At 72.7% G+C, this 7306-nt stretch carries 4 protein-coding genes; 1 reads left to right on the top strand and 3 read right to left on the bottom strand.

What is annotated here, in order from left to right; translation table 11 throughout:
* Positions 1-131: 131 nt before the first annotated feature.
* The 3 genes from ACH4TG_RS30250 to ACH4TG_RS30240 form a co-directional block, all read right to left on the bottom strand.
* Positions 132-470 carry a hypothetical protein gene (locus ACH4TG_RS30250; protein WP_398245753.1) on the bottom strand — a complete coding sequence of 113 codons (339 nt, stop codon included), beginning with the start codon at positions 468-470 and terminating at the stop codon, positions 132-134.
* A gap of 82 nt (positions 471-552) precedes the next feature.
* Positions 553-2037 (bottom strand): SpoIIE family protein phosphatase, encoded by a 1485-nt coding sequence (locus ACH4TG_RS30245; protein ID WP_398245752.1) that lies wholly within the window; start codon positions 2035-2037, stop codon positions 553-555.
* 201 nt (positions 2038-2238) lie between these two features.
* Entirely contained in the window at positions 2239-5046 is a 2808-nt protein-coding gene (locus ACH4TG_RS30240) for a glycosyl hydrolase family 95 catalytic domain-containing protein (protein ID WP_398245765.1), read from the bottom strand.
* Between the two features lie 571 nt (positions 5047-5617).
* Here ACH4TG_RS30240 and ACH4TG_RS30235 point away from each other — a divergent pair.
* Positions 5618-7300, top strand: a complete 1683-nt coding sequence (locus ACH4TG_RS30235; protein ID WP_398245751.1) for an MDR family MFS transporter — start codon at positions 5618-5620, stop codon at positions 7298-7300.
* The last annotated feature ends 6 nt before the right edge of the window (positions 7301-7306 follow it).

The following is a 7306-nucleotide window of genomic DNA, read 5'->3' as shown; positions in this document are numbered from 1 at the left end:
TTCGACCTGGTCGACTACGGCGTGGTCGGCGACCTCTTCCAGGTCCTGCCCCAACTCACCGACGAGATCACCACCCGCAAGAACTGACCACCGGCAGCAGCCGGAGCGCGAGGGAGCCGGGGCCGCGGCAGCTACTGCTGCGGCCCCGGCTCCCTCGCCGCTCTGCGCAGCCCGCGCACCACCTCGGCGCCGCCGCCGAGACCGGACTCGGCAAGGGCGCGGCGCAGTTCGTCGGCGGCCGTGCGGGCGGCCGCCATCAGCTCCTCGTGCCGGGCGTCCTCCGCCTCGGTCCACGGCGGGAGGTCGGGACCGGCCCACGGCCGGGCGGGATCGGCTTCCGCCCCTTCGACCTGTGCGTCCCGGTGCCGGCGGCCGTCCACATCGCGACGGTGCGCCTCGACCTCCGCCCATGCCAGGTCGGATCGTTTCTGCAGCTCGATGAGCGGATCGGGGAACTCGGCGTCCGGCATGGCCGCATGCTAAGGCCGCGGTGTGACAACCCTGCCCCGCGACACTCGCCGGCGGCCAGGGGCGGCCTCCGGGCGGCGGCCGTCACACCGCCTGCTCGACCCAGATGGTCTTTCCCGTGCCGGTATAGCGGGTCCCCCAGCGGTCGGCGAGCCGCCCGACGAGGTAGAGGCCGCGGCCGCCCTCGTCGGTCAGGCGGGGCAGCCGCATGTGCGGCGCGGTGCTGCTGCCGTCGGACACCTCGCAGATGAGGGCGTCGTCCCGGATCAGCCGCAGCGTGATGGGCCCGGTGGCATGGCGGACGGCGTTGGTCACCAGCTCGCTGACCACGAGTTCGGTGGTGAACCCGGCCGCCTCCAGGCCCCAGCCGGCCAGTTGCGCGGCCGCCGCCGACCGCGCGGTGCCGGCCGACCTGGGGTCCGCGGGCAGGTCCCAGGTCGCGACGCTGCCGTCCGGGACCGACTTGACGCGCGCCAGCATCACCGCGACGTCGTCGTCGGAGTCCGCCGGCGCCTGGTCGTACACCCGGTCGCACAGCTGCTGCAGCGAGGCGGTGGGCGAGGTGAGGACGCCGGCGACCGCGGCGAGGGCGGCGTCGGTGCCGCGGTGCCGCAGGTCGAGCAGGCCGTCGGTGTAGAGGGCGATCACGGTGCCCTCGTCGAGGGTCAGCTCGGTGGCGGCGAACGGGGTCCCGCCGATGCCGAGCGGCGGGTGCTCGGCCAGTTGCGGGAACTCGACGCTGCCGTCAGGGCGCAGCAGGGCGGGCGGGGTGTGGCCGGCGCTGGCGAGGGTGCACACCCGTGAGATCGGGTCGTAGACGAGGTACAGGCAGGTGGCGCCCAGGCCGTTGGTGTCGTCCTCGTCCAGTTGCTCGGTGAGGTCATCCATCCGCGCGAGCAGCTCGTCGGGGGCCAGGTCGAGGTCGGCGAGGGTGCGCACGGCGGTGCGCAGGCGTCCCATGGTCGCGGCGGCGTGCACGCCGTGGCCGACGACGTCGCCCATCACCAGGGCGACGCGGGCGCCGGACAGCCGGATCACGTCGAACCAGTCGCCGCCGACGCCGGCCTCGGCGTCGGTCGGCCCGTAGCGGTGGCACACGTCGACCGCGCTGCTGCGGGGTATGGCCCGCGGCAGCAGCCCTTCCTGCAGGGCGAGGGCGATGTCCGTGGCCCGGTTGAGCCGGCGTTCCCTGGAGCGGGCCTGGCTGATGAGCACGGCGACCGCCCCGGCCGCGGACACCAGGCCGAGCTTGATCACCGCCACCCCCGGCTCGTCCTCGGTCCGCCACATCCGCAGCGCGGCGAACACCGCCACGGACAGCGCGCCGATGACGGCGGTGGCCTGCGCGCCGTGCACCGCGGCGGCGAGGAAGGGCACGACCGCGATGAGCAGCCCGAAGTGGTCGTCGGGAGGTGCGGCGACCAGCAGGGCGGCCGCCACCAGCAGCGCCGCCGAGGGGAGCAGCCGGGTCAGCCGGGCACCCGCGCCGGGCCGGCGCAGCAGGGCGCCGGCCCTGATGATCGGCCGGCGCCCTGCCGGGGCCCGGAACTCGTCCTCCACGGCGCGCATGCCTCCCTCCCTGTCGCTTCACATGGGCATTACGCGTGCATTACGCCGATTTTACCAAATGGTAGGTAAGGAGCGTTATGCCCGAATGCTCGGTCAGCGGCAGGTCAGGAGGCGCGTGACGGGTGCCCGAGGTGCGCCGGGCAGCGGCGCCGGACAGGGGTGTCGGGCAGGGGTGTCGGGCAGGGGTGTCAGACGGGGGTGTCAGACGGGGATCAGCCGCCACTGCTGGGCCGTTCCGCCGTCGGGCGTCTGCTGCTCGACGGCGGCCAGGTCGGCGGTGGAGCCGCCCGCGACGCCGAGCACCTTGCCGCTGCGCACGCTGGTGACCGTCACCCAGCCGTCCCCCGCGTCGGCGAGCGTCCACTGCTGGTTGGTGGCGCCGGTGGGGGTCCACTGCACGATCGGGGCGCCGTCGGCGGTGGTGCCGCCGGAGACGTCCCAGACCAGGGCGTCGTGGGTGCAGGCGACGGTGAAGACGCCGCCCGCGCCGGGGACGAGCGCGAAGTGCTGGTCGGCGCCGTCGCCGGGCGCGTTCTGGACGACGCCGGCCCCCGCCGCGGTGGCGCCGCCGGCGACGCCGGCCGCCTTCCCGCTGGCGCGGTTGACGATCTGGAACGTCCTGCTGGGCTTGACGGTGACCTTGCCGGACGGCGCGACGGTGACCTGCCGGCTCCATGCCCCGGCAACCACGGTGGTGCTCGCCCCGGCCGGGCCGTGCACGGTCGCGCTGGTGACCTGACCGTTCGCCCAGGCCACGTCCACGGTGAAGCCGCCGCGGGCGCCGACACCCGTGACACGGCCGGTGGCCGCCCACGCGGACGGCAGCGCCGGCAGCAGCTCGATCCGGCCGGGCCGGGACTGCACCAGCATCTCCACCATCGCCGACGGCGTGCCGAAGTTGGCGTCGATCTGGAACGTCGAACTGGTGCTGCCGAGCTGGTACATGTCGAACATGTTGATGCCGGTGCCGTTGCTGTGGTTGACCGACGGCCGCAGCACGGCCTGCACCAGCTGGTACGCCTTGTCGGCGTTCTTCAGCCGCGCCCAGCAGGCGGCGCGCCAGGCGCTGCCCCACCCGTAGCTGATCATGCCGCGCGCGGTGAGCAGCGCGGTCGCCCCGGCGACCAGCGGGGCGGGCGAGTCCTCGATCGTGATCCGGTCGCCGGGGAACAGGCCGGCCAGCGGCGACAGGTGCCGGTGGGCGGGGTCGCCGAGGTCGGCGTCCGTCATCCACTCCTCCAGCCGGCCGGTGGTGGCGCTGACCCGGGGCAGGTAGAGCCGGTCCTGGAGCCCGGAGATCACCGAGGCGTAGCCGGCGTCCCGGCCCAGGAGGCCCGCCGCCGCGCGGTAGTTCTCGAACAGCTGCCAGACCAGCTCCTGGGCGTAGGTGATGCCGATCGCGTTGGTCGGCCCCTGCTCCGGCGACCAGTCGTGGTCGTCGACGAGCACCTGGCGGGTGGCGCCGGTGTCCGGGTCGGTGACCGAGGTGGTGATCAGCCGCGCCTCCCAGAACTCGCAGGCACCCTTCAACAGCGGGTAGATGCACGCGAGATGGGCGGCGTCCTGGGTGTAGGCGTAGTGGTCGTACAGCGCGTTGGACAGCCAGGCGCCGCCAGCCGGGTGCCACCACCAGCCGTTGCCGCCATAGGGGTTGGTGGAGATCGCCACCGTCCAGCCGGCGACCTTGCCCGAGGTGTTGCGGAACCCGTTGCGGCCGTCCTGGAACAGGCGGGTGGTGGCGTCCTTCCAGGACGGCAGCTGGCTGACGCAGTAGTCGGTGAACGCGTCGAAGCAGCCGGGCAGTCCGGCCCGGTCCGGCAGCCAGTAGTTCATCTGGATGTTGATGTCGGTGTGGTAGTCCGCCATCCACGCCGGGTCGTTGCGGTCCAGCCACAGGCCCTGGAGGTTCAGCGGCAGGCTGCCGCGGGAGCCGCAGAGCAGCAGGTAGCGGCCGAACTGCAGGTAGGACGCCTCCAGTTCGGGGTCGGGCGCGGAGCCGGCGGCGGCCCGGGCGGTGAGCCGGGCGGCGGTGTCCATGGCCCGCTGCCCGGCGGTGGAGGTGCCCAGGTCGACGGTCATGGTCTGCTGCAGCCGCTGGTAGTCGGCGACATGGGTGGCCAGCAGGGCGGCGCCGGCCACCCCGGCCGCCGCGGCCGCCTTGCCGCGGGCCAGGGCGAGCGGATCGGTACCGGCGTCCATGAAGCCCTTGGCGGGGTCCGGGGCGTAGTTCGTGCCGCCGCTGATCACCAGCAGCACCTCGCGGCAGCCGGTGAACACCACCTGCCCGCCGGAGACCGCCACGCTGCCGCCGCTGCCCACCGCCCGCGCCACGGCCGCGTACCGCAGCCCGTTGGCGAGGGCCGCGCTGAACGAGACGGCCTGGGGCCCGGGTTCGGCGGCGGTGGTCTCGCCGCGGGTGCCGTTCAGGGCGAACGTGCCGCTGTACGTCCCGCCGCCGCTCTGGGTGAGCCGGACGACGACCACGTCGTCGGGGTGGCTGGCGTAGACCTCGCGGCGGTAGGTCACGCCGCCGAGCACATAGCTGGTGGTGACCAGGCCGTTGCTCAGGTCGAGGGTCCGCCGGTAGCCGGAGACGGCGGCCGCGGTGTGCGCGGGCAGATCGAGATAGGCCTTGGCCAGCAGGCCGAAGGTGCCGAACCCGGTGGACTCGTAGGGGAACTGGCCGTCCGAGCCGAGGACGGCATTGGCGCCGCCGGTCCACAGCGTGGCGTCCGTGACGTAGAAGGCGTCGCGGGCCGGGTCGCCGGTGGTCAGGGCGCCGAGCCGCCCGTTGCCGAGCGGCAGGCCCTGCTCCAGGATCAGCGGCTCGGTGCCGGGGCTGCCGTACCAGAGGGTGACGGCCTCGTCGTCGGGCACCAGGTGCGCCGCGTGCGGGCGGTCCTCGTTCCCCGGCGCGGCGGCGGCCGCGGCGGTGAACCGGGGCAGCGCGGACATCGCGAGCAGCGCCCCCACCGCGCCGGCGGCGCGCAGGGCGCCGCGGCGGGTCATCCCGGCCGGGCCGGCGGCGTCCGGACCCCCGGCGAAGGCAGCGGGTCGGGACGGATCGGACGGGACGGTCGCTCTGGACTCGTGCATGCGGGGACTCCGTTCTGCGGCGCGGTGCGGCGCTGGGCGGGGCGCGGGACGGGACGGTGCACAGGCGGGGTATCGCCATGATCACGACTGGCGACAGATCCGATGTCTGATGGTGGAGTCCGTGTGTGAGGGTGTCAAGACGTGTGCACATGCCGGGTAGATCGCTCAGGTTCGCTCACGATCACCCATGAAAGGCCGGGAGTTGGCGCAGGTCTGTCGGCGCGTCACCCCCAAGAAGATCCCTCGCAAAGGACGTGAGATCCGATGTCTCCGCGCAACCCTCGCCTTTCACCTCATCGGACCCGGCGCGCCGCGGTTCCGCCTGCGGCTTGATCGCGGCGTCCACGAGGCGCAGTTGAGCCCCGCTCCTACCGGCAGGCGTAATCTTGGCCTCAACGTTGCCCAGGGCAAGTAATGGATCTCCCGCCCACGGGCCGGCCGGTGACGGCCCCCACGCGAACCAGCACCAGGAGGACAGGGCTCCATGACAGCTGCAGCAGACGCCGCACCGGCGGCCGGCGTCGAGGAAACGCCGCCGACGGGCTACTCCCACCGCCAGATCATGGTGATCCTCTCCGGACTGCTGCTGGGCATGTTCCTGGCCGCGCTGGACCAGACCGTCGTCTCGACCGCGATCTACAAGATCGGCGAGAGCCTCAACGGCCTCACCGCGCAGGCCTGGGTGACCACGGCCTTCCTCATCACCTCGACCGTCGCCACCCCGCTGTACGGCAAGCTCTCCGACCAGTACGGCCGCAAGCCCTTCTTCCTCTTCGCCATCGCCGTGTTCATCGTCGGCTCGGCGCTGTGCATGCTCTCCACCTCGATGTACATGCTGGCCGCCTTCCGGGCGTTCCAGGGCATCGGCGCCGGCGGCCTGTTCTCGCTGGCCCTGGCGATCATCGGCGACATCATCCCGCCGCGTGAACGCGCCAGGTACCAGGGGTACTTCATGGCGGTGTTCGCCACCTCCAGCGTGCTCGGCCCGGTGATCGGCGGCGCGCTCGCCGGCCAGGACCAGCTGCTGGGCATCGACGGCTGGCGCTGGATCTTCCTGATCAACGTGCCGATCGGCCTGGCGGCGATGGCCGTGGTCGCCCGCGTCCTGCACGTCCACCAGGAGCGCCGTGCGCACCGCGTGGACTACCCGGGCGCGGTCGCGCTGATGGTCGCGCTGGTGCCGCTGCTCATCGTGGCCGAGCAGGGCCGCGACTGGGGCTGGGGCAGCGGGACCTCGGTGCTCTGCTACGTGATAGGCGCGGTGGGCACCGCGGCGTTCCTGTTCTTCGAGCGCCGCGCGGGCGAGGAGGCCCTGCTGCCGATGCGGCTGTTCCGCAACGGCGTCTTCTCCGTCGGCTCCGCGCAGTCCGCCATCATCGGCATCGGCATGTTCGGCGGCATCACCCTGATCCCGCTGTACCTGCAGCTGGTGAAGGGCGACTCCCCCACCAAGGCCGGCCTGCTGACCCTTCCGCTGATGCTGGGGATCATGGTGTTCTCCATGGTGTCCGGCCAGATCACCTCGCGCACCGGCCGCTACAAGATCTTCCCGGTGATCGGCTGCGTGCTGCTGGTCGCCGGCATGCTGATGCTGTGGGGGCTGCGGGCCGACAGCAGCCTGTTCTACATCGACATCGCCATGTTCGTGGTCGGCGCAGGACTCGGCCTGAACATGCAGACCCTGGTGCTGGCGATGCAGAACGCGGTGTCCCCGCGGGACATCGGCGTGGCGACGTCGTCGGCGACCTTCTTCCGCCAGATGGGCGGCACGCTCGGTGTCGCGGTGTTCCTGTCCATCGTCTACTCCGTGGTGGGCGGGAAGATCGCCTCGGCCTTCGCCGACGCACGCGGCACCGCGGCGTTCCAGCAGGCCGCACAGGCCCACCCGGACCAGGCGAAGCTGCTCACCTCGTCCGGCAGTTCGAGCTCGCTCAACGACACCTCGTTCCTCAAGCACCTCGACCCGGCGCTGGCGCACCCGTTCAAGGTCGGCTTCACCGAGGCGATGAACGTGGCGTTCCTGGTGGGCGCCGGCGTGCTGGTGATCGCCATCGTGCTGTCCCTGATGATCAAGGAGATCCCGCTGCGCGCCTTCGCCGCGGCCTTCGCCGAGAAGGCGGAGACCCCCGCGGACAGCGCCACCGGGTCCGACCGCGTCCAGCCGTAGGCCGCG

Source organism: Streptomyces sp. NPDC020917 (genome assembly GCF_044333795.1).
In the GTDB taxonomy this organism is placed as follows: domain Bacteria; phylum Actinomycetota; class Actinomycetes; order Streptomycetales; family Streptomycetaceae; genus Actinacidiphila.
The sequence above is the reverse complement of the archived record's forward strand: the minus strand, read 5'-3'. Positions and strand labels throughout refer to the sequence as shown.